Here is a 25,521-nt window from a genome sequence, read left to right on the forward strand (position 1 = left end):
CCCGCAGGGTGTTCACAGCGTTGGTGATCTTTACGATCCCGTGGCAGTACGGCATGACCGCACGCCTCGTTCCCGGGCCTGCCCCAGCCGCCTATCTTGAGCCCATGACCAGCATCCCGCAGGAGAATCCGGGCGAACCGAACCCGCTGCGCGCCCTCACCCTCGACCGGCTGCGATGTCGTACCAGCATGAAATGGCGCACCTACCCGAAGGACGTGCTCCCGGTCTGGGTGGCCGAGATGGACGTGCCGCTCGCCGCACCGATCGTGCGCGCGGTCACGGCGGCGATGGAACTCGGCGACACCGGCTACCCGGCGGGCACCGCCTACGCCGAGGCGCTCGCCGCGTTCGCCGCGAAACGCTGGGGCTGGGACGGGCTCGACGTGGCCCGCACCGCGATCGTCCCCGACGTGATGCTCGGCGTGGTCGAGATGCTCCGGCTGGTCACCGGGCCCGGTGACCCGGTGGTCGTCAACTCGCCGGTGTACCCGCCCTTCTACCAGTTCGTCGGGAACATGGACCGGCGCGTGGTGGAGGCCCCGCTCGGCGCTGGCGGGCGTATCGACCTCGACGTGCTGGAGGCGGTGTTCCGCGGGCTCGGCGGCGGGCGGGCCGGCTATCTGCTGTGCAGCCCCCACAACCCGACCGGCACCGTCCACACCGCCGACGAGCTCACCGCCGTCACCGTCCTCGCCGAGCGGTACGGCGTCCGGGTCGTCGCCGACGAGATCCACGCCCCGCTCACCGCACCGGGCGTCGGCTTCGTCCCCTACCTGAGCGTGCCCGGGGCGGACCGGGGACTCTCGCTGATGTCCGCCTCCAAGGCCTGGAACCTCGCCGGCCTCAAGGCCGCGCTCGCCCTCGCCGGACCCGGCGCCGCAGCCGACCTCGCCCGGCTGCCGGAGGAGGTGAGCCACGGCCCCAGCCATGTCGGCGTCATCGCCCACACGGCCGCGCTGACCGACGGCACCGCCTGGCTCGACGCCCTGCTCACCGGCCTCGACGAGAACCGGCGCCTGCTCGCCGGCCTGCTCGGCCGCCACCTGCCCGGCATCCGGTACCGGCCCGCCGAGGCCACCTACCTCGCCTGGCTGGACTGCCGCGCCCTCGGCCTCGGCGACGACCCGGCCGAGGTCTTCCTGGAGCGCGGCCGGGTCGCCGTGAACTCCGGCATCCCCTTCGGGACCGGCGGCGCCGGGCACGTACGGTTCAACCTCGCCACCTCGCCCGAGGTGATCACGGAGGCGGTACGGCGGATGGCCGCGGCGCTCGCGTGAGGCGTGACCGCCCGGCTGACATCATGGCGGTATGCGTGTGCTGATACCGCTTCCCGACCGGGACTTCGACGTGACCGAGGTGGCCGTGCCCTGGCGGGAGCTGACCCGGGCCGGCCATGAGGTCGTGTTCGCCACCGAACGCGCCGGCACCCGGCCCGCGGCCGACCCCCGGCTGCTCACCGGCGTCCTGTTCGGGCAGCTCGGTGCCGCGGACGAACCCCGGCGGTTCTACGAACAGCTGACCTCCGCACCGGAGTTCACCGCCACCGTCGCCTGGGCGGACCTCGACGTCTCCGGCTTCGACGGGCTGGTGCTGCCCGGCGGACACGCGCCCGGCATGCGCCAGTACCTCGGCTCGCCCGAACTGCGCGACCAGGTGCGGAAGTTCTGGGCACTGGGCCGCCCGGTCGGCGCGATCTGCCACGGCGTCCTCGTCCTCGCCCGCACCGTGGACCCGGCCACCGGGCGCAGCGTCCTGTCCGGCCGCCGGACCACCTGCCTGCCCAAGTACATGGAACGCACCGCCTACTTCACCACCGCCTGGCGCCTCGGCCGCTACTACCGCACGTATCCCGCCTACGTCGAGGACGAGGTGCGCACCGCCCTCGCCGACCCGGCCGGACGGTTCGAGCGCGGTCCCCGCACCCTCACCCGGCGCGGCACCGCGACCGACGACACCCACGCCTTCGTCGTCGAGGACGGCACCTATCTCTCGGCCCGCTGGCCCGGCGACGCGTATCTGTTCGCACGGAAGTACCTCGACCTGCTCGACCGGAGTACGGCAGCCTGAGCGCTCCGCTGGAAGCGCCGCGATGTGCCGTCGTTCGTCCGCGGCGCCGTCGTGGCTGGTCGCGCAGTTCCCCGCGCCCCTTTGGGGCGCTTTGCGCGCGCCGGACATGCAATACGGCCCCGCGCCCCTCGGGGCGTGGCCGAGCGGCAGCGGGCTTCACCCGGTCTGCTTAGACTTCCGGCATGGAAAACACCACCGGCACGGCCCTCGACAGGCTCGGCGCCGGCAAATACCTGCTGGTCACCAGTTACCGCAAGGACGGTACCCCCGTTCCCACCCCGGTGTGGGTGGTGCGGGACGGGGACACGCTCGGCGTCTGGACGCCCGCCGACACCTTCAAGGTCAAGCGGATCCGCCGCCGCGCCGACGTCAAGGTCGGCCCCTGCGACCTGCGCGGCCGCCCGACCGGCGACCCGGTGACGGCCACCGCGGAGATCGCCGACGCGGCCACCACCGCCCGCTACCGCGACCTCATCGCCCGCAAGTACGGCATCACCGGCCGGCTCACCCTCCTCGGCAGCAGGCTGCGCCGCGGCCTCGACGGCACCGTCGGCATCCGGGTGACCCTGGCGCCCTGAGCGGGCATGCCCTGAGGAGACCGCGGTCTCCTCAGGGCGCGCGGGGCGCTACGAGGCGTCGAGCACCGTTCCGGTGAGCGTCAGACCGCCGGGCAGCGGCTTGCCCTCGTCGTCCGTCTGCTGGAAGGTCACCGACTCGGCCGGCTCCCGGACCTGGTCCCGCACGGTGGGCAGGGTCACGTCGAGGCCGGTCTCCCCGGCGGGCACGTCCAGCCACAGGTACAGGCCGTTCACCCGGGACAACAGCCTTTCCGGGTCCGGTTCCGCGCCGGAGACACCGGCCAGCCAGCCCGGGTCGACGTCCTTGGTGGACAGCTCGGTGCCGCCGCTGCCGACCGGGACGGGGACGAACAGCGCGCCGATGTCCGTGTCCGCGGCCTCGGACAGCGAGATCCGCCACTTCAGGGCCGCACCCTCGGTCACCGGGTCCGCGAGCGGGGTCACCGTGACCGTGGGCGCCGGATCGTCGTCGTGCACGGTCAGCCCGCCCCGGTAGGAGCCGACCACGGCCCCGTGCACGGCCTTGACCAGCACGTCGTACGGCACGTCCGCGCCGTAGCGGGTGTTGCCCCGCACCTCGACCGGCACGTCGATGTCGTGGCCGCCCGGCTCCACGGTGACCAGGCGGTCCTTCGCGGTGCCGGTCGCCGGGTCGACGACGTACACCCGGACCTGGCCGCTGCCCCGCCCGGACACCTGCACCGGGACGTGGTAGGTGCGTACGCCCGAGTCGCCCTCGTCGACCGTGAGCCGGCCGACGTCGACGCGCGGCAGCACGGCCGCGCGGACCGCCGGGGTGCCCGGCCGCCAGCCCCAGGCGTCCATCAGCCAGGCCCGCCCGGATCCCGAACGCGGCGTCAGCTCAAGGGAGGTGACGGACCGCAGGTCGAGCCCGGCGCGGCCGGCGGCGGTGAGCGGTACGCGCAACTCGCGCGCCCAGTAGGACGCGGTGCGGTCGCTGCCGGGCAGCCCGTCGGCCCGGACCCGGCCCAGCGTCGCCCGCCGGCCGTGGCTGTCGGTGACGGACACGTCGAGCGCGGTGCCCCGGGAGTTCGGCGGCACGAAGACCCGCAGTGCGAGCGCCTCGGCACCGGAGAGCGAGACCGGCCGTGCGACCCGGACCCGCGTCGGGGATCCGGCGGACGTCCAGTGCAGCGCGACCGCGTGCCGGCCGGCCTCCCGTCCCGTCTCCCACTGCGCGAAGTGCGGCGAGACACCCGTGACGCCCTGCCCCAGACAGGCCACCGCCGGGTCCGGATCGACCGCCGAGCACAGCCGGCCACCGGTCACCGTCACCGCGCCGTCCGGCAGGAACCCGGCCCCGCGGTTGGCACCGACCGCGTGACCGAGCACCCGCGCCGGATCCGCCGACGGCGCCCGCCGCCCCGAACCGTCCAGCAGCGGACGGACCCTGTCGTCCCCCGCGACGAACAGCCGGGCCGCCGCCGCGATGTACGTGGAGCCGGCCCGGTGCTGCTGGTCGGCGGTCAGCCGGGTCGCGGCCCGCGGGGAGCAGACCGGGTCCGGGTGGTCCGGGTCGTCGGAGAAGTCGTCCTCCGCGGGGGCCTGTGCCTGCCCCGGCGTCCACTCGGTGTTGAAGAAGTTGTGGTCGGCGCCGATCACGTACACCGCGCTGTGCAGAGCCCTGCCGCGGCTGACCGCGCGGGTGCCGTCGACGTAGACCTCGCCCTGCAGGTCGGAGACATCGCCGTCGCAGCCCGGCAGGATCGTGAGCGAAGGGACGTCCGGCACCGGGTTCTGGCCGAAGACGGTCGGGCCGATCAGCACGGTCCCGCTGATGTGCCAGCGCACCCTGCCGTGATAGCCGTCCTGGGCGGCCGGCGGCGGGTACAGGCTGTCCAGCGCCGCCCGGTTGACGCCCTCGCCGCCCCGGGAGTGGCCGATCAGCAGCACGCGGGACAGGTCGGCGCGGGGTGCCTCGCGCACGATCGGGGGTGCGAGGCGCGGGTGACGTGCCCAGTCGGCCCAGTGCGCCAGGTGCAGCCGGATCAGCGACGAACGGGCCTGCGCGCCGCCGTCCTCGGCCTGCCAGTCCTGGCCGTTGATCCCGTTCGCCGAGATCGAGACCGTCACATAGCCCTGGGAGGCCAGCAGCCGCTGGTCGCGCAGATAGCCCCGGTGGCTCGGCACCGGGAGCGTGCCCGCCGGGCACGGCCAGGCGCCGGAGGCGTCGTCACCTCCGCCGTGCGGGGCGTAGCAGGTGGCGTGCCGGCCGTGCAGGAACAGCGCCAGCGGGCGGGAGCCGGAGGCCCCGGTGGGCGCGACCACCACGGCCTGCATCTCGACCGGGACGGAGAACCCGGGCAGGCGCACCGACCTGAGCTGGTACGAGCCCGTCTTCGTGCGGTACGGGCCGGGCTCTCCCGGGTCCACCGGATTGGCGGGCAGCGCGGCCGGGGGCCGGACCGCCGCCGAGGGCGCGGACGTGTCCGCGTCCGGGCGGGTGTCCAACCGGCGTCCGCCGGACCAGACTTGCAGGTCCTTCAGCGCTCCCGCCCGCGCCCCGGCCAGACCGAGCCGGAAGGTGTGCCCGTCCCGCTCCGGCTTCGGCACCCCCAACAGCCGCCCGCCCGACCGGAATTCGACCCGAGCGTCGCCCATCGGCACCCGTCTGCCGGACCGCCACACCAGCTGGGGCGCCGACCGCTCCTGGTCGATGCGCCAGCCCGGCGGCAGCTTTCCGCCGGACGCGGCCGCGGCCGGGGCCTGTTGAGCCTGTGCGGTGGTGCCGGACACTCCTCCCGCGAGCGCGAGCACCGCTGTCGCGATGACCCATATGCGCCGGGTACGGACCAATGTTCCCTCCTCCTCGGAAGGCGAGCACGGGCCGCCCCGGCCGTCCCGGGGAGCCCCTCGCCCTCCGGAGGACGGGGAGTTGAGTCTGTGGGTTGCCTGTGGGTCTGGAGTGAAGGGTCACGTGCGGGGAAGACGGCACCTGCCGAGTTCGGGGGCGGCCTGTCCGGTGGCGAGTTCCGCCGCGACCAGGCGGCCGACGGTGGGGGCGAGGGTGACCGCGGAGTGGGCGACGGCCACGTAGGCGGAGCCGTCCGGGGTGAGCGGGCCGATCAGCGGGCCGCCCTCGGGTATCGGACGGACGCCCACCCGGGACCCGACCACCCGGAACTCGCCCTCGAACGACGCGCGGAGGCCGGCGACGGCCGTGTCGTCGTCCGCCCTCGTACGGGTCAGCAGCAGCCGTCCCGCGCTCACTTCGCGTACTTCGAAGTCCGGTCCGGCCACGACGGACCGCACCAGCCCCGGCGGCGCGGCCAGCCGGAGCAGCCGGGCGGGGGAGCCGATGACGGGCAGCGCGGTCCCGAGAGGCGCGGCCAACTCGACGGCTCCCGTCCCGGCGGCCAGGACGACGACGGAGGCGGGACGGAATCCGGCGGCGGTGTCGACCCCCGTGACGCGCCCGGTCTCCGTCCGCAGCACCGCGCCGGCCGCCTCGTACCCGACCCGGGCGCCTCGGGCCCGTGCCGCTGCGACCAGCGCCGCCGTGACCGCGACGGGGTCCACGCCCGCGTCGGACGGGGTGTGCACGGCCGCGTCGGGGGGCGTACGGAAGTGGGGCTCCAGCGCCTGGATCGCGGTGCGGCCGACCGGATGCCGTCCTTCGGGGAGCCGACCGCCGCCGGGACCGTACGGCACCGGCCAGGTGAGCGAGCCGGTCCGGCGGACCATGACGCCCGGCACCTCCCGCTCCAGCCGCCGCCAGTCCGCCAGGACCGCAGGGCGCAGATCCTCGGCACCGCCGGGCCAGTCCCCGCCGGTCGTGCCCCCGATCCACGCGAAGGAGTCCCCGGTGACGCCCGTGGCCGGACCGGGGCCCTGTTCGACCAGCGTCACCGGTACGTCCCGGCACGCCAGGTGGTACGCCACCGACGCGCCGAGGATCCCGGCCCCCACCACGACCACCCGCACGGCTGTCCCCGGCCCCGCCGCGCTACTCGACGCCGGGCGGAACGACCGTGGCGTGGTGGTAGTACATCCGCCAGCCGCTCCGCTCGTCGCGTCGGCGCCAGAGGGAGCTGTGCCGGGAGCGCCGGTCGCCGAGACGGGCCTCGAAGGTCACCTGCACAAGACCCGGAGCGAGGACGACACCGGTCATGCCGGACGGCTCGTAGCGGGGGCCGTCCTTCGACGCGCCCGGCTTGTCGGGCAGTTCGGCGAGCAGCTGCTCGTACGCGAACCTGCGGCCGGACGCGCCCACCTCCACGAACTCCGGGTCCAGCAGCTCGACCGCCGGCTCCCGGGAGGCGCGCACCTCGGGGTCCATGAGCCGCAGCTCGCCCGCGATCGCGGCCGCCACCTGGACCGTTTCCTCGCTCATGGGCACATCCTCGCCCGGGCCACCGGCCGCCGGGCAACCGGATTTCCGGCCGTCAGCTCCAGGCGCGGTACGGCTCGTCGAGCAGCTGGAAGACCGGCTCGCCCCGCACCGGGTCCTTGGCGGTGGAGAGCTTGACCCGGTCGCCGCTGTGGATGCCGATCGGCGGGCCGATGACCCGGCCCCGCACCACGAACCCCTCGGCCATCTCGATCAGGGACACGTTGCGCGCGGCGGGCGTGTTGCGGTGCACCACCGTCGAGTGGCGGACCGTGCCCGTGCCCTCGCTGCGCTCCGTCCGCAGCTCGCTGCCCTGGCACACCGGACACAGCAGCCGGTGGTACATCGCGGTGCCGCACCAGGCGCAGCGCTGGTAGACGATGGCGTCCTGGGCGCGCTCCGCGGGCGCGTGGTCGAGAACGCCCGTCGCGAATCCGACCGCCGACTGCGCGGCGCTCGTCGAGTGGTGGTACACGCTGGTCAACTCCCTGGGCTCGCCCGGAATCCCGCGTGTCCGGACCCGGCCGGGCACGCCTGTGCCCGGTCGGCGGTGCCACCGTGCACGCCGACAGCGTATGGCACTCAGTGTCAGTCGTAAAGGCACTGCGTACCCCCAATGTGGGGTCCGCCGGGACTTCTCAGGTGCGGCCGAACGCGGTCTCGATCTCCTGCACCACCCGCCACAGCGGGGCGTCGCGCCGCGAGACGAGGACGACCACGTCGTCCGGGTGTTCCACCGGGCCGCCGAACAGCGCCGCGGGCGCCCCGCCCGGAGCGGGGCCGGCGGGCGCGGCGGACCCGGTGCCGAACGCGTCCTGCACGTACCCGAGGGCGTGGTCGACCGTCTCGTCCGCGTCGCTGCGCCCGTCCGAACGCAGCCAGGAGCGGAGCGCGTTGTTGTGCGCCGCGACCACGGCCGCCGCGATGACGTCCGCCCGCAGCGTCCCGTCCGGGCGGCCCGCGTACCGGCCCCGCAGGTACTCGGCGAGCGCCCGCTCGTAGCGCCACACCACCGACAGCTCGTACGCGCGCAGTCCGGGGACCTGCTTGGTGAGCCGGTAGCGCTGTACGGAGAAGGCGGGGTTCTCGGCGTACATCCGCAGCACCAGCCGCGCCGCGTCGCACACCCGCCGCACCGGCTCGCACTGCGGGTCGCCCGCCGCCAGGAAGGCGGTCATGTCGGCCAGGCACCCCTCGTGGTCGGGGAAGACCACGTCCTCCTTGGACGGGAAGTAGCGGAAGAACGAGCGCCGCCCGACCCCCGCGAGGGCAACGATGTCGTCGACGGTCGTCTGCTCGTACCCGCGCTCCACGAAGAGCCGGAAGGCCGCCGCGACCAGGGCGTCCCGCATGGGCGGCTTGGCGGGCGGTGCCGCGCTGCTGGAGCTCATGGACGCGAACGTAGCATTCCGTCCGCCATCTGGCACTCAGTGCACGATATCGGGGGACTGAGTGCTCTGCCGGTCGTCCCAGGGTCCGCCCCCGCTCCCGCGCTGAACCGGCGGGCCGGTCCTCCCGTATGTGTGCTCGGGGATCGCGGACACCCGTGTGCACGGGTGCGTGGAAGGAGAGCAGTGTGTCGACACCGCCCGACCCTGAACAGCCGCACCGCGGACCGGTCCTGGAACCCGTCCGGGTCCTGCGCCCCCGCAGGCTCGACACCCTCGCGGAGCTGATGCGCGAGTTCCACGAGGGGACGGAGGCCGACGCGAGAGCGAAGGCGCCGAAGAGCCGGGACCCGGCGGACTTCGAGGCCTTCGACCCGGCGTCCGGCTCCGGCACGGAGGACGAGACCCAGGAACTGCCGCCTGTCACCGACGGCCCGCGCACCGCGCCGGGCGGCCGAGGCCGCGGGTACGGGCACGGTGCGGACGCCCACCCGTCCCGTGCCTTCGGCTTCGGGCCGGGACTGCGCCGGGCCGCCGTGGCGGTGGCCGTCGGCGCGGCCGCCCTGGTCGGCTTCGGCAGCGCCCTGCTGCTGCCCGGCCGCGCGGGCACCGCCGAGGCCGCCCAGCCGTCCGCGTCCGCCACCACGGCACCGGCCGCCACCCCGTCGGCCTCCGGCGCCTCCACCGACCCCGACGGCGCCGGCACCCTCCGCCAGGGGGACACCGGCCCCGAGGTCGTCGAGCTGGAGCAGCGCCTGCTGCGCATCCCGGACGTGTACCGCGACGGCTCCACCGCCGGCACCTACGACGCCGCCCTGACGGCGGCCGTGGAACGCTTCCAGGTCTGGTACGGCATCAGCGGCGACGAACGCGGTGTCTACGGCGACGACACCCGCCGCTCCCTGGAGTCCCGCACCAGCCTCACCGACAGCTGACCGGCGGCTTCGGGCGGCGGGCAGTGGATCAGGAGAACACCGAGGGTCCGGCTACTCCTCGCCCGTCGCCGGCACCCGGATGTCCAGCACGCACACGTCGTCCCGCCGTTCGCCCGCCAGCATCGCGGCCAGGAGCGCGTCCAGGGAAGCCGGCCCGGCGGCGAGGGCGGCCGCGGCCAGGCGGTCGAGGCCCGCGTCGATGTCCTCGCCCGGCCGCTCGACGAGGCCGTCGGTGTACAGCAGCAGCCGGTCGCCGGGCTCCAGCCGGAACTCGGCGGACTCGTAGACCGGGTCCGTGCACGCCCCGAGCAGCATGCCGGCCGGACGGTCCAGGCGGTGGGCCCGGCCCCCGCGCACCAGCAGGGGTGGCGGGTGGCCCGCCTGGGCCCAGACGAGACGGCGCTCGGCCGGCTCGTAACGGGCGAGGACGAGCGTCGCGGTGGACTGGGCGTCGCGCGAGTGCAGGAGCAGGAAGTTGAGCCGGGCCAGCGCACCGGTCAGGGAGGAGCCGGTGGTCACCATGCCCTTGGCGGTGAACCGCAGCTGGGCCATCGTGGCGACGGCGTCGACGCCGTGGCCCGCCACGTCGCCGACCACGAACAGCGCGGCCTCGTGGGGCAGTTCGATGGCGCTGAACCAGTCACCGCCGACATACAGCCCGGCCTGGGCGGGCAGATAGGCGACCTCGACGCGCAGCCCGCGCAGCCGCACCGGCCGGCTGGGCAGCGGCAGCAGCGCGTGCTGGAGCCGGGCGGCCAGGGCGCGCTCGGCCTCCAGGACGCCGCGCTGCACCAGGATCGCGCGCTCGCTGTCCACCAGGGCGAGTTCGGCGCTGCGCTGCGGGGTGAGGTCCTGCACGAAGCCGTGCACCTCGACGACCGTGCCGTCCGGGGCGGTCACCGCCTCCGCGACGGCCCGCAGATGCCGTACGGCGTTCCCGGCCCTGATCCGGAACGGCACGTCGAACGGGTGCCCGGTGCGGGCGAGTTCGGAGACGGCGCGGGCCAGCGCGTGCGCGTCCTCGGGCAGCACGAGGTCCGGCAGCAGGTCCAGCGGGACCGCCCCGCGCCCCGGCTCACGGCCCAGGATGGTGTACACCTGGGAGGACCAGTCGACCTGCCGGGTGATCAGGTTCCAGCTCGCCCAGCCGAGGTTGCCCAGCCGCTGCATGTCCGCCAGCCGCTGCTCCTGCCGCTCCTTCGTGTCGTGCCGAAGCCAGGTCACCAGCAGCCCGTCGCCGAGCCGCGCGGCGCGCACCGAGTAGGCGGCGGTCACGGTCACCCCCGCGACGACCTCCTCGTGGACGAACGGCTCGCCCTCGTACGGCTCTCCGCCCAGCGCCTTCAGATACCCCTGCCAGAGCGACTCGCCGGCGACGGAAGGGTAGCTCTCCAGGATGTGGGAGCCGACCAGCTCGCGGCCGGTGCGGCCCAGGATGTCCACGGCGCCCGGGGTGGCCGCCTCGACGCGGTAGTCCTCCACCTCCCCGGTGGCGGTCCGCAGCGGGATCAGCAGGACCGCGGCTCCCGGCAGCGCGTCCAGCACCGTCTGCACCGCCGCGGAGAGTCCCGAGGCCACCGGCTCGGCGGGGGTGCCCAGGGTGCCGAGCCGGCCGGCGCACAGCCGGGCGGCGGACCGCAGCAGCTCACGGTCGGCGGGACCGAAGGCGGCCGCCGGCCGGCGCAGTACGCCGAGGGCCACGCCGGCCGGGACCGGCAGCCAGGCCCGGGACAGCCAGCGGCCGGGCGGCTCGTCGATGAGCTGGAACACCTGCCGGTCCTCGGCGAAGTCCTCCAGCCAGAGCGGCTCGCCGGTCCTGAGCGCCTCCAGCGGGGCGAACCCCCGCAGCGGCGGCACCAGGTGCCACTGGGCGGCGAGCGTCGCGTCCAGCCCCGCGTACCCGATCAGTTCGAGCCCGTCGCCGGGCGGCAGCCGCCGGTACAGCAGTACCGCGTCGGCGTCGATCCGGGGTGCCAGGTGTTCGAGCAGCGTCCCGGCCAGCTCCTGCGGGGAACCGACGTGCAGCAGGGCCCGGCCGAGCCGGCCGAGGGTCTCGGCGGTGCCGGGCGGCGCGGGCGACTCCGGGGGCACCACGGGGGCGGGCGGGCCGGTGACGGGGGCGGCCTCGGCTGCGGGCGCGGCGGGCATCAGGGCGCCGAGGGTGAGCCAGCACTCCTCCAGCAGCGTGCGGTTCCCGGCTTCGGCCCGCTGCAGAAGCGCCTCGTGGGCGGCGTCGGGGGAGCAGCCCGTGACGGCCATCAGCGCACCCTTGGCGCGCTCCACCGCCGCGGACGTGGCCAGCGAGTCCCGCAGCCGGTCCAGCTCGGCGCGCTGTCTGGACACGACCCTGGCCAGGGCTGCCGACTCGGCGACGGCACCGGCGTCCGGGGGAGGCACGTACTCGCTCGTCACCGCTTGAGCATGGCACAGAGGGTGTCTCCGATCACATGCGTACCCGGTGCATGAAGGATCCGGGCAGCCGTGGACCGAAGTGGTCAGCGGCCGGTGCTGTGCCCGACGAGCGCCTCGGTGACCACGCGGACGCTGCGGGCGATGTGCTGCAGTTGCAGGACCTCCGCCGCGTACAGCTTGATCGTGTGCTCGATGACCGATTCCGGCAGGCCCAGCAGGGGCAGTTCGGCGCGCGCCGTCTGCAGCGCCGTGCGGGCCACCCGGACCTCTTGCTGGACCTGGATCTGCGCGTGCCGGGCGAGCAGCACGGGGTGCCGGATCAGCGCCGGGTAGCTGGCGTAGCGGGCCGGCACCAGTTCGCGCAGCCACTTGGCGGCGGAGCGCTCCCAGTCGTAACTGCCCGGTGCCTTGACCTGGCAGGGCCAGTCGGAGCTGATGCGCGCGGTCGTCGTCAGAGTCATGATCATCGCTTCCGGGTGTGCGGCGTCGTGAGGGTGCTCGACGGAGGTCTGGGCGGCTCCGGCCTAGGGGATGGCCGGAGCCGCCGCGGGCGAATCGCACAGGCGATGCCCGTTCGAACATCCCCGGCGCCGACGCGGGTAGGAGACGGCGGCTGGGGGTGTCCGTGCGAGGCCCCGGTCGCCGGCCGCCGGCACTGCTGGTGGTGCTGCGTGCGCATGGGCGGTCCGTCGGCTTTCTCGGGGCGGGTGCGAGCGGTGCGTCCTCGGGTGCGGAACGTGCCCGGAGTGGGCCGGGGTGATCCGTGAGCAGTATTTATATATGCCGTCCCGTTTGCAAGACGTATGAAAACATTCATGCGCGAAATGCGGTGAATACTCCCCCTACGAGGTCATGCGGAGGGGGGCGCAGGGAAGCCGGAAACACCGGGATCCCGGGGGTCAGTCCTTGAGGAAGAACTGGTGCTCCTCGGCGACCTGCTCGTACTCCTCCAGGCGCGCCTGGGTGCGCTCGGGATCGGCGTCGGTCATGGCCTGGAGCAGGGCGGCGGCCATCAGGCCGGGCGCCGCGTAGGTGTCGAAGACCAGGCGGGACCCGATGCCGGTGCTGAAGGTGACGTCGGCCTCGTCGGCCAGCGCGCCGAGCGCCAGGTCGGTCACCAGCGCGACCCGCAGCCCCGCGGTGCGCGCCACCCGGATCGCGGTCAGCGTCTCCTGCGCGTGCCGCGGCATGCCGAACGCCAGCACCCAGGTGCCGCCCGCCTCGCGCGACTGCAGCAGCGCGTCGTAGGCCACGCTGCCGCCCCGGGTCACCACACGTACATCGGGGTGGATACGGCGGGCGGCGTAGGCGAAGTACTCCGCCAGCGAGACGGAGATGCGCAGGCCGAGCACGGTCAGCGGGGACGACTGGGACAGCTCGCGGCCGATCCAGATCACCCGGTCCGGGTCGGCGAAGTCCCGGCGCAGGTTCTCCAGGTTCTCGATCTCGGCGTCGACGGCGGCCTGGAGTTCGTTGCTGCGGTGCTCGGTGGCGACGCCCGTACCGCCCGCCAGGGTGCGCAGCGCGATCGACTGGAGCCGCTCACGCAGCGCGGGGTAACCGCTGAAGCCGACCGCGCCCGCGAACCGGGTCACCGACGGCTGGCTGACCCCGACCCGCTCGGCGAGGTCGGTGATCGACAGGAAGGCCGCCTCGGTGATGTGGTCGATCAGGTACTGGGCGATGCGCCGCTGGCCGGGGGAGAGCCGGGGGCCGTCGAAGAGCTCGCGGAGCTGGGAGGTGGGCGCGGCCTCGGCCTCCGGCACGGTTTTGCCCGAGGTGATCGCGGATGCCTGGGCACGTGCCTGCTGCGGCGATGGCACCGAAGCGCCTCCTTTGTCTCCCACGAGGACTCAACATAGCTCACGGACCGTGGTGACCAGGGGTTGCGCGGTACGCCGGACCGTCCCGGCGGCCGAACGCTCAGGATGCGGAAACAGCACCGGGATTCCGGCGCTCACCGGCGACGGATGCGGTGGTCGTCGCCGGTGGATCGGATGGATCGTACGGTCACCGCCGATAGATGGTGATCGAATGACCGACATCATCGACCGGACGGCTGGTGTCGATCAATTCGGCCAGTTCGCCCCGCGCCTTGGCGGCCGACGAGTCCGAGACCACCAGCAGTCCGTGCACCTTCCCGGGCGGCACCTTGCGGGGGTCGGCGGCGTGGATGCCGTAGTACGCCGGGACGCCACTGCCCTTGTAGACCAGCCAGATCCGCTCGCCCGGGTAGCGCTCCTTGAGCCGGTCGGCGAGCCGGCCCAGGTCCTGCCCCCAGTCCACGTTGGAGTCGTGCAGCCACAGATGCGTCTTCGCCGGACCGCCGAACGCCTCGTTGGCGTACGGCAGATAGAACGGGAACGCGCGCAGCGAGCTCACCGCGACGAACAGCACCAGCGCCCCGCCCACCGGTCGCGCCCACCGCCGGCGCACCGTCAGGACCGCGGCACCGGCCACCGCGAGGAACATCGGTATGAAGACCGCGTACCGCGTCCCGAAGTCCCGTGACCCGGTCATCGCCGAGGCCAGCAGCACGGCAGGCGGCAGCAGCAGATACGCCGCGGCCGGCCGCAACCGCCGTACCGCCACCAGCGCGAGGGCACCGGCCGCCCACAGTGCCAGCATGCCGAGCGGGGTCTTCACCAGCAGTGCGGCCGGCAGGTAGTACCAGCGGGAGCCGGTGTAGAGGTGCCCGAACAGGTAACCCTGCCAGGGGTAGTCCTCCAGGGCGAACTGCATCCGCATGCCGTCCCGGTAGGCCTGCGGAAAGGGCATCAGATCGGCCAGGAGGCCCCGCAGTCCGGGCACCGCCGGCACGGGCTCGGCGGACAGCGCACGCAGCCGCGGATCGACCGCCAGATAGGAGAGCCACACGACCGCGACCGCGGTCAGGGCCACCGCGGCCGCGGCCGCGAGGGCGCGCAGCGCACGGCCCGGGCGCGCGCCCCACACCGACACCACCGCCAGTGCCACGAGCACCGGGACCGCGGGCAGCGCGCTCATCTTCGTCGCCACCGCCGCCCCCAGCGCGGCCCCCGCCAGGGGCAGATACCGCCGGGGCCGGCGCCGGGCCCGCCACACCAGCCAGGCCGACGTCAGCACGAACCCGGCCGACGGCACGTCCAGGGTGGCCAGCGAGCCGTGCGCGATGACGTCGGGGGAGAAGCAGTACAGGGCGAGCGCCAGCAGTCCGGCGGCCGTACCGAGGACCTCACGGGCGAAGGCGAACGCCACCAGACCGAACAGCAGCGTCAGCACGATCACCGGCAGCCGCGCCCACAGCATCACCCGCCAGGGGTCGTTGCCGGACGCGTACAGCAGGTGCTGTCCCACCTGCCCCTGGTCGCCTTTGTACGACGGGTCGTAGTGCGGGTCGGCGACGGCGATGCCGGCCATGACGACGAGCTTGCCGAGCGGCGGGTGCTCGGTGTTGTAGCGCAGCCGGTGCTCGTGGAGGTAGTCGGTGGCCGTGGCCACGTAGACCGGCTCGTCGATGGTGGGTGTCTGCTGGACGGCGGTGGTCACCATCGCCGCCGCCATCTGGGCGAGCAGCAGCACCGCGAGGACCGGCACCAGCCACCGGCGGCGGGCTCGCAGGGCGGTGGCCAGCCGGGCCGCGGCGGTGCGCCGGGGGAGCGGCCCGGGGTCGGCGGGGATGCCCGGGAGGTCGGGGACGTCGGGTTCGAGGACCGACTGCTGTTCGCTTGCCATCTTCAGCCCCGCGGGGACACCGGGCCCGCGGTGACGGGAGCGATCACGAGCAGCCATGGGCCCTACTGTCGCATCGCTCCCGCCACCGGGCGCGTCACCGCTTCACGAGTCGTACCGACAGACCGTCTGCCGTGTACACGGGTACGGCCCGCAGCGTGGCGGAGTTCAGCTCCACCTTGTCGAACTGGCCGCGCAGCCGCGGAGCGTCGACGACCGGCAGGGTGCTGCCCGCGGCCGGCGGGTGCTCGGTGTCGAGGGTGAGGGACAGGGTGGTGCCCCTGCCGAGGACGGCCAGGTGCTTCACCGTCAGCGGTGCCTTGCGGCCCTTGGCGAGGGTGACCTCCAGGGCGCCCGCGTCCTGCGTGTACGTCCCGCGCACGAACAGCTCCCCGGTGACCCGCAGGGTGCCGGCCGAGACTCGGACGTCACCGCGGCCCAGCGCGTCGTCGGAGGCGGCGACCAGGGTGCCGGCGGCCAGCACGGTGCCGCCCCGGTAGCGGTTGTCGCCGGTCAGGGTCAGCGTGCCGGTGCCCTTCTTGGTGAGCGCGCCGTGGCCGTCGATGTCGTTGCGCCAGGTGTCGGCCGCCGAGAAGCCGCCGGCCGCCGCGTCCAGGGTGACCGTGACGTCCGCGTCGAAGGCGCCGTAACCGTCGGCGGCGGCGAACAGGTTGAGGCGGCCCCACTGCTCCGGGCCGTCCAGCAGCACGTACCCGGAGGGCAGGCCGGTGGTGCGCAGCACCTCGCGGCGCTGGTCGGCGGTGAGGTACGGCTGGCGGGTCTCCAGCAGCACCTCGGCGCCCTTGGGCACGGTGAACGGGAGCTCGCGGCCCTCCCGGTTCAGGATGTACGTCAGCCGGGGTGTGGCCGCGCGCTCGTTGGCCTCGCGGTCGGCGTACGGGTCGGTGGCGGTGCCCGCCGAGTGGGCGTAGGCGTACAGGGTGTCGGCGGTGCTGCCGGTCTGCGCCTCGAAGTACGCGAGGGCCTGGGCGCGGGCGGCCGCCTTGAGGTCGGCGTTGGCCGGGTCGGCGAGGGTGGCGGCGGCCAGGGCGGTGGCCATGACGCGGCCGCCGATCACGTCGACCGTGTTGTGCATGCCCGCGATGATCCGGGTGTCGCTCAGCTCCAGCGCGCGGGCGACCAGCTCCTGGAAGCGCTCCGGCACCGCGTACGCGTAGGCGAGGCCCGCCAGGTGGAAGGCGTTGGTGTGGCCGGAGGGGAAACCGGCGTCGTCGGTGGGGGAGGTGCTGCGCTGGCGCAGCAGCTGCGGGGCGACGACCACGTCGGACTCGTAGACCGGGTAGCCGTACGCGTCCGTCGTGCCGGTGTCGACGACCTCGCTGTCCTCGTTCATCCGCCACGGACGCGGGTACTGGTAGGCGTACTTGGACGGGTTGCCGGACGCGTAGTTTCCGCGCAGGGTGTCGACCAGGGTGGCCACCTTGCCCAGCGCGGAGTCGTGCGAGCCCGCGCCGAGCGCCGAGCCCGCCGGGGCGCCGGCCGGGACGGCGTCGTTGATCGTGGTGGCGGGCGTGCCGTCGGGGGCGCTGGTGATCGAGGTGACCGCGAGGGAACCGGCCTTGTAGAGGCCGGCGAGCGGGCCGAGGCCGGCGATCATCGCGTAGCTCTGGTGCTGGCGGTCGTAGAGGAACGCCTTCTTCGCCTCGGCGGTGCTGCGCTTTCTGGTGATCTTGGCGCAGTAGCGCATGTTCGCGCGCAGGATGTCGGCGCGCAGCACGGTGCCGGTGTTCCAGGCGGAACCCGTCTTCCAGATCTGCGCGAAGCCGCCGAGGATGCGGACCACCGCGTTGGTGTCGGCGGTGAGGTTGGTGCTGATGTTGGTCTTGTAGTCGTCGACGAACGCGAGGGCGGTGGCGGCCTTGGCGTCGGCGGCCGCGAGCCAGCCGACGAAGGTCGGGGCCGCCAGCACACCTGCCGACGCGCCGAGCGAGGTCTTCAGGAATCCCCGTCGGCCGACGGCGGGTCCACGGGTCGGAGAAGCGGAGTGGTGCCCGGCAGGTGACGGCATGGGTGTGCCTCTCTTGAATTCTGGGGAGCTCGCGCGGACGGCCATTGCTCCAGATGCGCGCGAGCGTGTGGGTTCGCGTGGGAAAAGTGTTGAACGAGCGAAGTTCTAGGGCGAGTTCGTGTCACGTCGGTCATCGCCCGACGACCGTGACGTGACCCGGAGTTGAACGGCGGCCCTGTGGTTCACAGGAAGAAGCGGCCGGGACCTGCGCGTTCGCAGCCTCGAACGGCCCGTGGTCCAGAGGTGCGGGACCGGACGGGCTGCGGACAGGGTTCTCACAGGACCGAACGCGCCAGCGCCACCGCTCCCTCGACCGGCGGGAGCCGCAACGGCTGGGGCCGCGCCCCGGGCACGGCCTCGGCGAGCGCGGCGGCGAAGGCGTCGTACAGACGCGGCTGGGAGAGGATCGTGCCGCCCGCGACCACCACGTCGTCCACGGCGAGACCGCGGGCGGCGAGCCGGGCCACGAGGCCGGCGAGGGCGCGCCCGCCTTCGGCTATCACGTCCGCGGCGAGAGCGGAGCCGGCGTCGGCCGCGGCGAAGAGCACCGGGGCATGCCGGCCCCACTCCGCGGAGACGTCGGAGGCGCTCTCCAGGGCGGCGCCGAGTGCGGGTACCTCGGCCACCTCGAAGGCGGCGACGAGTCCGGTAGCGAGGGCGTCGGGAGCCTCGCCGCGGTCGTGTGCGGCCCAGACGGCGCGGGCGGCCTCCCGGACCAGTCCGGCGGCGCCGCCCTCGTCGCCGAGGGCCGCGCCCCAGCCGCCCACCTGCACGGGGCTGCCGTCGGGCTGCCGGCCGACGGCCACCGAGCCGGTGCCGGCGACCAGGCCGACACCCTTGTCCAGGCCGGCGGCGGGGACGAGGAGCTCGGCGTCGCCCACCACCCGGACGGGCACGTCGAGGAGGTCCCGCAGCGCGGCGGCGATGCCGGCGCACTGGCGGGGGGTCTCACAGGCATGCCCGCCGACGGCCAGGGCGGCCGGGCGGGTGCCGGGGGGCAGGGCGTCGTGGACGAGCGCGGTCAGCCAGCGGGCCGCGGCGGCCGGGTCGTGCGGCCGCCAGCCGCTGCTCGGACGGACGTGGTCGGCGACCCGCTCCGCACCGGCGAGTGCGCGGAGCTGGGTCTTGGTGCCGCCGACGTCGATGCCGACCACGAGCGGGAGAGAAGGTGTGTCCTGCACGGATCCTCTTACGTCGTCTGGGCGAACAGCGCCGAAGGGCCTGGCACTCAGGGCCGGCCGCTGCGGTTCGGCAGCGCCCCGAAGGGGCGCGGGGCCGTATCCGATATGCGGCTACCGCCGCGTGGGCGCGAACAGCCACGACGGCGCCGCGGTTGAACGACGGCGCATCGCGGCGCTTCCAGCGGAGCGTTTGGCTGCGACGGCGGGCGAACCGTGCCTGGCCGAACAGGAGTTGTGCAAGTCGGGAAGCCCCGGGACGGGCTTCTTGCGGAGCACGGCAGGCGAGTACCGTGGACTTCGTTAGGAAGTTAACTAACGAAGTACAGTGCGTCAAGAGTTGCCGCGGACTCGATCAACGGGACGCTGTCGAGGCCACAACCGCGCGGCACAAGGGCACCGCATCGCCGCATCCCCCGGCACCCGGGGGAGCGCGGCCCCTGACCCATGGGGGAACTGTGGAACACGTCGTGGCTGAAGCCCCCCGGCTCACCGAGAGCGCCGGCGCGGTCTTCGCCGTGCTGGCCCAGGCCGGCCGCGCCACCCGGCCGCAGCTCGCGAGCCTCGCCGGCCTGTCCAAGCCGACGGTCTCCGCCGCCGTCGCGGAGCTGGAGGGGGCCGGGCTGGCCACCCACTCCGGTACCGCGTCCGGCGGCACCGGCCGCTCCGCCGCCGTCTACGGCCTCGGGCCCGCCTCCGGCTCGGTCCTCGCCGTCGACCTCGGCCCGGCCCGTACCCGGGTGCGCGGCTGCGCCCTGGACGGCACCCTGCTCGCCGAGGCGGACACGCCCCGCACCCGCGCCGCCGACGCCGTCCGCGAGGCCCTGGCCGCGCTGCCGGCGGGCGCCCCGCTGCGGGCCATCGTCGTCGCCATCGGTGACGTCAGCGCCCCCGACCTGGCGGGCACCGGCATGCGCCCGGCGACCGCCAAGGCGGGGCCCGTCTTCGACGCGGTCTCCGTGGCCCTGCCGCCGGGGGTTCCGGTGCACCTGGAGAACAACGTCAACTGCGCGGCCCTCGCCGAGCTCCACGAGGGCGCCGCCCGGGGCCGCCGGACCTTCGGCTACCTGCGGATCGGCGTCGGTGTCGGTCTGGGCATCGTCATCGGCGGCCAGGTGCTGCGCGGCGCCAACGGCGCGGCCGGTGAGCTGGCCCGGCTGCCCTACCCCTGGGACGACGACCGGGAGCCCCGTCAGGAGGCCCTGGAGGCCTACGTCGGCTCCCAGGCCCTGCTGCGCCGGGCCGCCGAGGCCTGGCGGGAAACCGACGGCCCGTGCCCCCGTACCGCCGAGCGGCTGTTCGCGCTGGCCGCCGAGGGCCGCGAACCGGCCCGTTCCCTCGTCGCCCGGCACGCCGCCGACGTGGGCAGGCTGGCCGCCGCCGTGACCGCGGTACTGGACCCGGGGCTGATCGTCCTGGGCGGCAGCACCGGCGCGGACCCGCAGCTCCTGTCCGGGGTGCGCACCGAGCTGGGGCGGCTGAGCTGGCCCACCGAGGTGGTCAGCAGCCAGATCGGCGATCTCGGTACCGTGGTGGGTGCCGCCCGGCTCGCCGTGGCCAAGGGAGTCCAAAACGTGACCGAAGGCGCGCAGGTGAAGGATTGACGGCTTCCTTATCGGTCTGCCAATGTCCGGACAAGCGCTTTCTAAGTCGGTCGGGACACCGGCTTGGGGTGAGCCTCCCAGCCCGTACACGACGTACGGCAACCGTATGAGGGCGTGCCCGTACGGTGACGGCCAGGACGGCCGGGGATCTCGCCCCGCGTGGACGATGCGGCCGGGCGAGGCCGCGCCCCCCGGAAAGTGACTTTTCCTTCAAAATGCACCAGTGCCGCCTCAGCCGGCGCCGTGCTCCGTCCGTTCGACGAAATGGGATCGAAGATGACCACTGTGGGTGTGCGGCGCACCAGCCGACTCGGCCGCGGCGGTATGCGCCGCCTGATTCCCCTCGCTGCCGTGGCCTCGGCAGGAGCCCTGCTGCTCTCCGCCTGCGGGTCGGGGTCCGGCTCGGGCGGGACCTCCAAGTCGCTGACGTTCTGGATCTCCACGGTTCCGGGACAGGACGCGGGCTGGAAGAAGCTGGTGGCGCAGTACAAGAAGGAAGAAGGCGTCAGCGTCAAGCTCGTCAACATCCCCTACGACGGGTACCCGACGAAGCTGCACAACGCCGCGCAGGCGAACTCGCTGCCGGATGTCGCCGACGTGCCGGCCCTTGACCCGATCTGGTCGAGCAAGCTGATCGACCTCAGCTCCATCACCGGCAACAAGGCCAACAACATCAACTCCAACTTCCTCGCCAAGGACTCGTCCGGCAAGGTGCTGGCCATCCCCTCGGACGTCACCGCCTCCGGCCTGTTCATCAACAAGACGCTCTTCAAGAAGGCCGGCGTCGCCGTCCCGGCCTCGCCCTCGGACACCTGGACCTGGACCGAGTTCATCGCGGCGGCCAACAAGGTCCGCGAGAAGACCGGCGCCAAGTACTCCCTGACCTTCGACCAGTCGCCGTCCCGGCTCCGCGCCATGGTGTACGAGATGGGCGGCCAGTACGTCCACGCGGACTCCTCCGGCAAGTTCTCGGTGGACGACGCGACCAAGAAGGCCGTGAAGTACTTCGTCGGACTGAACGACGACAAGACCATGCCGAAGTCGGTGTGGACGAGCGGCGCCGACCCGTCGGCCATGTTCCAGAGCGGTGACGTGGTCGCCTACTGGTCCGGTGTCTGGCAGGTCGCCTCCTTCGCGGACAGCATCAAGAAGTTCGACTGGGCGAGCGTCCCGACCCCGGCTCAGCCGGTGCAGGCCAGTGACGTCAACAGCGGCGGCATGATGGTGGGCTTCAACAACAACAGCGCGGCGTCCGCCGCCGCCAAGAAGTTCCTGTCGTGGGTGTACGAGCCGAAGCAGTACACCGAGCTGGTCCAGGCCTCCGGGTTCCTCCCGGTCGAGAGCGGCCTGACCCCGAAGTACCCCTTCACCTCCGCGGCGGCGCAGGCGGCGTTCAAGCTGTACAACGAGGAGATCCCGCTGTACGCGCCGATCTCGGGCTACTTCAACAACGCGCAGACGAACTGGGTGCTGAAGGGCAAGAGCCTCGCCACCGACCCGACCAAGACGGAGCTCGGCAAGGCGATCAACGGCCAGCAGTCGGTCGACAAGGCCCTCCAGAACATCGTGGACGGCTACAACACGGCGGTCGGCGGCTGATCGTAGGCCCAGGGGCCCGGGCGGCGGGGTCGAGACACCGCCGCCCGGGCCTGGTCGCCCACGTGATGCCGGGCTCACGGCGTGAGCCCACAGCAATCCATCCACCAGCACGGAAGTCAGGAAGATGACAAAAAGTGCCGCGGCAGTGTCCGTGAGGCAGCCCAGGAGACGCAGTACCTACACCCTCGCGCCGCTCGTCCTCATCGCGGCCAATGTCGTGCTCTTCGCGCTGTTCTTCGCGTGGCCGGCGGTGATCGGGCTCGTCTACTCCTTCACGAACTACACGGGTGTGGGGGCGTACCAGTTCATCGGACTGGACAACTACCACAACCTGTTCGGGGACTCCGCCTTCTACGACGCCCTGACCCGGACGCTGCTGTACACCGTCCTCTTCGTTCCGCTGAACTTCGCGCTCTCCCTGCTCGCCGCCAACCTGCTGGTGAGCAAGCACGCCAAGGGCGCCTCCGTCGCCCGTGTCATCTTCTTCATTCCGTGGCTGCTGTCGCCCATCGTCGTGGGTGTGCTGTGGCGGTGGCTGTTCGGCGAGAACTTCGGACTGGTCAACTACGTCATCGAGAAGCTCGGCGGGTCCGCCGTTCCGTGGCAGTCGAACGCGGACCTGTCGCTGCTCGTGGTGGTGTTCGCGGCATCCTGGGCCTGGACGGGCTTCTCGATGCTGCTGTTCATCGCGGCGATCAAGAACGTACCGGTGTCGTACTACGAGGCGGCCTCGCTCGACGGCGCCGGCCCCTGGCGCCAGTTCATCAGCATCACGCTGCCGAGCATCGCGCCCACCTCGTTCATCGTGATCCTCCTCAACACGATCAACGCGATGAAGGAATACCCGGTGTTCGTCTCCCTCAACAACGGCGGACCCGGAACGTCGAACAACCTGCTTGTTCAGTACATCTATCAGACCGGCTTCCAACGGGGCCAGATCGGCTACGCGAGCGCCGCGTCGTTCGTGCTCATGCTCATCCTGATGGCCGTCGCGATCATCCAGCTGATCGTCAACCGACGGGTGGAGAACCGATGACAACCACAGACACGCCACGCCCGGTCGACGCCGGTCCCGGACGGGCCGTTTCCAAGAAGCGGTCCCGCGGTGCGAGCAGCGGCGGGCTCCGGCGGGCAGTACCCGCGACGACACTGCTGTGGATCATGGCGTGCCTCTACGGGCTGCCGGTGCTGTGGTTCATCCTCAGCTCCCTCAAGCCGGCCGGGGACCTGTTCTCCTATCCGCTGACGCTGATTCCGCACCACCCCACCCTGTCGGGTTACTCCCAGGCGTGGCGCAGTGCCAACTTCTCCCAGTACTTCATCAACACGACCATCGTGTGCGTGGTCACGACGATCCTCACGGTGGGCGTCAGCTGCTGCACCGGGTACGCGCTGGCCAAGTACGACAACAGATGGCTCAAGGCGTTCTTCATCTGCATCCTGGCCACCACGATGCTGCCCGGCGAGGTCATGCTCGCCCCCGAGTTCCTGGTGGTCCGCAACCTCGGCCTCTACAACTCGTTCGCCGGCATCATCCTCCCGGCCGTGCTCACCGCGACCGGCTGCTTCATGTTCCGCCAGTTCTTCATCACGGTCCCCGACGAACTCGTGGAAGCCGCGCGTATCGACGGCGCCCGCGAACTGTCGATCTTCCTGCGGATCATGGTGCCGCTCTCCCGGCCCATCATGCTGACCCTCGCCATCCTGTCCTTCCAGTGGCGGTGGAACGACTACATCTGGCCGCTGCTGATGCTGAACGACCCCAACAAGTTCACCGTGCAGATCGGCATCCAGAGCATCGTCGGCGCGCAGAACATCAACTGGTCGGTCCTGCTCGGCGCATCGGTCATCTCCATGATCCCGCTGATCGCCATCTTCCTGGTCTTCCAGCGCTACGTCATGGGCGCCGACATCAATGCCGGCCTGAAGGACTGACCGTGTCCACCCCGCTCGACCACGAGTTCGTCCGGTCGGCGGCCCGCGCCGCCGACCGGTCGGCCGCACCCCTGGCGGCCGACCCCGAGCAGGACCCCGCCGACGTCACCCACCGCGCCCTGGCACGCCAGGTGAAGACCCTGGTCGCGGCGTACCGCTCCCCGGACTCGGCCCTGCACGGCAGCGGGCAGGCCATCGCCGCGGCGCTGACCCATCTCACCGCGCTCCGGTCCTTGCAGACCCCCTCCGGCCTCTTCGCCGGCGGCGACAACGTGCAGTCACCGCCGGATTCCGCGTTCACCGTCAACGACGTGTGCGACGCGCACGTCCTCGCCGTGGGCGCGGGGCCCGCACTGCACGAGGTCGCCGCGGCCCTCGCCGAGATCGCCGGCGCGGCTTCGGAGAGCCTCCGGACCGGCGGGGTGCACACTCCGAACCACCGCTGGGAACTGTGCGCGGCGCTCGCCCGGCTGCACCGTTCGTTCCCGGACGGCCGACTGCTCGACCGTGTCGAGGAGTGGCTCGCCGAGGGCGTCGACATCGACACGGAGGGCCTGTACTCGGAACGCAGCGCCGTCTACGCGTCCCTCGTGACCAACCCGTCGCTGCTCCTGCTCGCCGACGTGCTCGACCGCGCCGACCTGCGGGACGCAGTCGAACGCAACCTCGCCACGACGCTGGACCTCATTCGGCCGGACGGCACGGTGGAGACCGTCCACTCGCGCCGCCAGGACCAGAAGCTTTCGTTCCCGCTGTGGCCCTACCTGCCGCACTACCGGTTGCTCGCGATCCGCACCGGCCGGGGCGACTTCGCCCGCGCGGCCCGCCTGGCGGCCACCGACGGCATCGACGACCCCGACCTGCTCGCCCAGACCCTCCTCACCCCGGATCTGTGCCGCGTCCTGCCGGCCCCGGACGCGGAGAAGCTCCCGCGCGACCGGTACCTCCCCACCGCACGCCTCGCCGCGCGCGCCTCGGCCACCGCGCACACCGTGGTGTACGGCGGCTCCGACGTGCCTGAGCACCGGCGCATCCGCTCGGGTCTCGCCTGCAACCCCACCTTCCTGCGCCTGTTCGCCGGTGCCGCCGTCCTTGACGCGGTCCGCCTCTCGCGAGGGTTCTTCGACCTGGGCCCGTTCCGCGCCGCTGACATGGAACAGCTCGCCGACAACGGGTACCGGCTCACCGGAACCCTCACAACCGCCTACTACCAGCCGCTCCCGGAGGACCGGAGGCGCGACGACGGCGCCTACCGTCTGGTGGACGAGGGCCGTTTCTCCGCGGCGATGGCCTTCCCCGACCGCCCTCAGGACGAGGTCTCCCACACGACCCGAGTCGAGGTCGACCTGCGGGAGGACGGGGCCGACCTGCGGATCGACATCAGCGGCCCACCGGTGCCCTGGTCCCTCGAACTGACCTTCCGGCCGGGCGGCGAGCCGCAGGGCGCCGTACCACTCGGCGACGGACGCTGGTGCCTGACGAACGGGCCGCTGACCTACCGGGTCGGCGACGACGAGATCCGGGTCGAGGTCGCCGTCGAGACCGGCGAACCCCTCGCCGGGCCGGAGCGGACCGACGTACTACGGTACGACCCGAGCCAGGACTACACCGTGGTGGGCGGCACCGACGCGACGACCGGGAACCGCGTCTACATCGGTGGGCACGGCCCTCAGACACTGACCGTCGCACTGCGCGCCCGCCGTCCCTCGCCTGCCGTCTGACCTCGACGAACCA

Annotated in this window: 20 protein-coding genes; 9 read left to right on the forward strand and 11 right to left on the reverse strand. The window is 73.0% G+C overall.

The window, feature by feature from the left end; translation table 11 throughout:
* The first annotated feature begins 104 nt into the window (after nucleotides 1-104).
* The 3 genes from SSP29_RS27525 to SSP29_RS27535 all read left to right on the forward strand — a co-directional run bounded on the left by SSP29_RS27525 (nucleotide 105) and on the right by SSP29_RS27535 (nucleotide 2,645).
* Entirely contained in the window at nucleotides 105-1,277 is a 1,173-nt protein-coding gene (locus SSP29_RS27525) for a MalY/PatB family protein (RefSeq protein WP_089103502.1), read from the forward strand.
* Between the two features lie 31 nt (nucleotides 1,278-1,308).
* A complete protein-coding gene (locus SSP29_RS27530) occupies nucleotides 1,309-2,067 on the forward strand; it encodes a type 1 glutamine amidotransferase domain-containing protein (protein ID WP_089103503.1) in 759 nt (252 codons plus the stop codon).
* 182 nt (nucleotides 2,068-2,249) lie between these two features.
* On the forward strand, nucleotides 2,250-2,645 hold the full coding sequence (locus SSP29_RS27535) for a PPOX class F420-dependent oxidoreductase (RefSeq protein WP_089103504.1): 396 nt from the start codon (nucleotides 2,250-2,252) through the stop codon (nucleotides 2,643-2,645).
* A gap of 48 nt (nucleotides 2,646-2,693) precedes the next feature.
* Here the strand turns inward: SSP29_RS27535 and SSP29_RS27540 are convergent, their stop codons facing one another.
* The 5 genes from SSP29_RS27540 to SSP29_RS27560 form a co-directional block, all read right to left on the reverse strand.
* Nucleotides 2,694-5,462, reverse strand: coding sequence for an alpha/beta hydrolase (locus SSP29_RS27540; RefSeq protein WP_089103505.1), 2,769 nt, complete (start codon nucleotides 5,460-5,462; stop codon nucleotides 2,694-2,696).
* A 117-nt stretch (nucleotides 5,463-5,579) separates the two neighbouring features.
* Nucleotides 5,580-6,590: an NAD(P)/FAD-dependent oxidoreductase gene (locus SSP29_RS27545; protein WP_089103506.1), complete on the reverse strand. Its 1,011-nt coding sequence runs from the start codon at nucleotides 6,588-6,590 to the stop codon at nucleotides 5,580-5,582.
* 22 nt (nucleotides 6,591-6,612) lie between these two features.
* A complete protein-coding gene (locus SSP29_RS27550) occupies nucleotides 6,613-6,999 on the reverse strand; it encodes a nuclear transport factor 2 family protein (RefSeq protein ID WP_089103507.1) in 387 nt (128 codons plus the stop codon).
* A gap of 52 nt (nucleotides 7,000-7,051) precedes the next feature.
* Entirely contained in the window at nucleotides 7,052-7,471 is a 420-nt protein-coding gene (locus tag SSP29_RS27555) for a Zn-ribbon domain-containing OB-fold protein (RefSeq protein ID WP_089103508.1), read from the reverse strand.
* A 163-nt stretch (nucleotides 7,472-7,634) separates the two neighbouring features.
* Nucleotides 7,635-8,387 carry a TetR family transcriptional regulator gene (locus SSP29_RS27560; protein ID WP_089103509.1) on the reverse strand — a complete coding sequence of 251 codons (753 nt, stop codon included), beginning with the start codon at nucleotides 8,385-8,387 and terminating at the stop codon, nucleotides 7,635-7,637.
* 185 nt (nucleotides 8,388-8,572) lie between these two features.
* Here SSP29_RS27560 and SSP29_RS27565 point away from each other — a divergent pair, with 185 nt between their 5' ends.
* Complete coding sequence (locus tag SSP29_RS27565; protein ID WP_089103510.1) at nucleotides 8,573-9,319, forward strand: peptidoglycan-binding protein; 747 nt, start codon at nucleotides 8,573-8,575, stop codon at nucleotides 9,317-9,319.
* Nucleotides 9,320-9,370: 51 nt separating this feature from the next.
* Here SSP29_RS27565 and SSP29_RS27570 read toward each other — a convergent pair whose 3' ends face one another.
* The 6 genes from SSP29_RS27570 to SSP29_RS27595 all read right to left on the reverse strand — a co-directional run bounded on the left by SSP29_RS27570 (nucleotide 9,371) and on the right by SSP29_RS27595 (nucleotide 18,652).
* Nucleotides 9,371-11,731, reverse strand: coding sequence for a SpoIIE family protein phosphatase (locus SSP29_RS27570; protein ID WP_167450016.1), 2,361 nt, complete (start codon nucleotides 11,729-11,731; stop codon nucleotides 9,371-9,373).
* A gap of 83 nt (nucleotides 11,732-11,814) precedes the next feature.
* Nucleotides 11,815-12,198 carry a hypothetical protein gene (locus tag SSP29_RS56480; protein WP_089103511.1) on the reverse strand — a complete coding sequence of 128 codons (384 nt, stop codon included), beginning with the start codon at nucleotides 12,196-12,198 and terminating at the stop codon, nucleotides 11,815-11,817.
* A 432-nt stretch (nucleotides 12,199-12,630) separates the two neighbouring features.
* Nucleotides 12,631-13,554, reverse strand: a complete 924-nt coding sequence (locus SSP29_RS27580; RefSeq protein WP_089103512.1) for a MurR/RpiR family transcriptional regulator — start codon at nucleotides 13,552-13,554, stop codon at nucleotides 12,631-12,633.
* A 187-nt stretch (nucleotides 13,555-13,741) separates the two neighbouring features.
* Nucleotides 13,742-15,445, reverse strand: a complete 1,704-nt coding sequence (locus tag SSP29_RS27585) for a phospholipid carrier-dependent glycosyltransferase (protein WP_174856014.1) — start codon at nucleotides 15,443-15,445, stop codon at nucleotides 13,742-13,744.
* Nucleotides 15,446-15,539: 94 nt separating this feature from the next.
* On the reverse strand, nucleotides 15,540-17,471 hold the full coding sequence (locus SSP29_RS60970; RefSeq protein WP_089103514.1) for a phosphatase PAP2 family protein: 1,932 nt from the start codon (nucleotides 17,469-17,471) through the stop codon (nucleotides 15,540-15,542).
* Between the two features lie 275 nt (nucleotides 17,472-17,746).
* A complete protein-coding gene (locus SSP29_RS27595; RefSeq protein WP_089103515.1) occupies nucleotides 17,747-18,652 on the reverse strand; it encodes an N-acetylglucosamine kinase in 906 nt (301 codons plus the stop codon).
* 467 nt (nucleotides 18,653-19,119) lie between these two features.
* On the opposite strand from SSP29_RS27595, the gene SSP29_RS27600 reads away from it, so the two are divergent.
* From SSP29_RS27600 to SSP29_RS27620, 5 genes are all read left to right on the forward strand, one after another.
* Nucleotides 19,120-20,253, forward strand: a complete 1,134-nt coding sequence (locus SSP29_RS27600; RefSeq protein ID WP_245883239.1) for an ROK family transcriptional regulator — start codon at nucleotides 19,120-19,122, stop codon at nucleotides 20,251-20,253.
* Between the two features lie 276 nt (nucleotides 20,254-20,529).
* On the forward strand, nucleotides 20,530-21,852 hold the full coding sequence (locus SSP29_RS27605; protein ID WP_089103783.1) for an ABC transporter substrate-binding protein: 1,323 nt from the start codon (nucleotides 20,530-20,532) through the stop codon (nucleotides 21,850-21,852).
* Nucleotides 21,853-21,976: 124 nt separating this feature from the next.
* Nucleotides 21,977-22,888, forward strand: a complete 912-nt coding sequence (locus SSP29_RS27610; protein WP_089103517.1) for a carbohydrate ABC transporter permease — start codon at nucleotides 21,977-21,979, stop codon at nucleotides 22,886-22,888.
* Nucleotides 22,885-23,787 (forward strand): carbohydrate ABC transporter permease, encoded by a 903-nt coding sequence (locus SSP29_RS27615; RefSeq protein ID WP_089103518.1) that lies wholly within the window; start codon nucleotides 22,885-22,887, stop codon nucleotides 23,785-23,787. The genes SSP29_RS27610 and SSP29_RS27615 overlap by 4 nt, the downstream gene beginning before the upstream one ends.
* 2 nt (nucleotides 23,788-23,789) lie before the next feature.
* Nucleotides 23,790-25,508, forward strand: coding sequence for a hypothetical protein (locus tag SSP29_RS27620; protein WP_089103519.1), 1,719 nt, complete (start codon nucleotides 23,790-23,792; stop codon nucleotides 25,506-25,508).
* The last annotated feature ends 13 nt before the right edge of the window (nucleotides 25,509-25,521 follow it).

Origin of the sequence: Streptomyces hyaluromycini, from assembly GCF_002217755.1 — a bacterium.
In the GTDB taxonomy this organism is placed as follows: Bacteria; Actinomycetota; Actinomycetes; order Streptomycetales; family Streptomycetaceae; genus Streptomyces; species Streptomyces hyaluromycini.